This window comes from Kineococcus glutinatus, from assembly GCF_039542765.1.
Classification (GTDB): Bacteria; Actinomycetota; Actinomycetes; order Actinomycetales; family Kineococcaceae; genus Kineococcus_A; species Kineococcus_A glutinatus.
Genome location: NZ_BAABIL010000804.1, coordinates 1 through 568, shown reverse-complemented (window position 1 = coordinate 568; position 568 = coordinate 1). Strand labels below are relative to the sequence as shown.

Below are 568 nucleotides of genomic sequence, written 5' to 3'. Positions count from 1 at the left end.
ACCAGGGCCGTGCTGGCGTCCAGGTCGAAGGGCGCCGGGCAGAGCACGGTGGTCCCCGGGCCGCCTGCAGCACGTGGGTCAGCAGCAGCGGGTTGCCGCCCGTCACGGTGAAGCAGGCGCCGCAGAACACGTCGTCGGCACCCGGGGCCAGCGCGCGGACCAGGGCCGTGCTGGCGTCCAGGTCGAAGGGCGCCGGGCAGAGCACGGTGGTCCCCGGGTCCTGCACCAGCGCGCCCAGGGCGTCCAGCGGCACGTCGGCACCGGCGTGCGGCCGGGTCGCCACCACCACCAGCACCGCCAGCCCCTCCAGGCGCGGCAGCAGGTGCGCCAGCAGCCGCAGGGACGGCTCGTCGCACCACTGCGCGTCGTCGACGACCAGGGCCAGCGGCCGCACCTGCGCCAGGTTCAGCAGGCACCAGTAGAGGGCGTGCAGGTCGGCGAAGTCCGAGCTCGTGCCACCCGCCGCGCCGGCCGGCGCGGCACCCAGCAGGCGGACCGTGCGCTCGGCCGGCCCGGACAGCAGCGCGGCCCGCCCCGCGGCGCCGGCCAGCTGCAGGCGCGCCTCCAG

General features: G+C 77.8%; 1 pseudogene. It reads right to left on the bottom strand.

The features are described 5' to 3' along the window. Nucleotides 1-568 (bottom strand): annotated as a pseudogene (locus tag ABEB16_RS21610) (hypothetical protein); the annotation flags it as partial.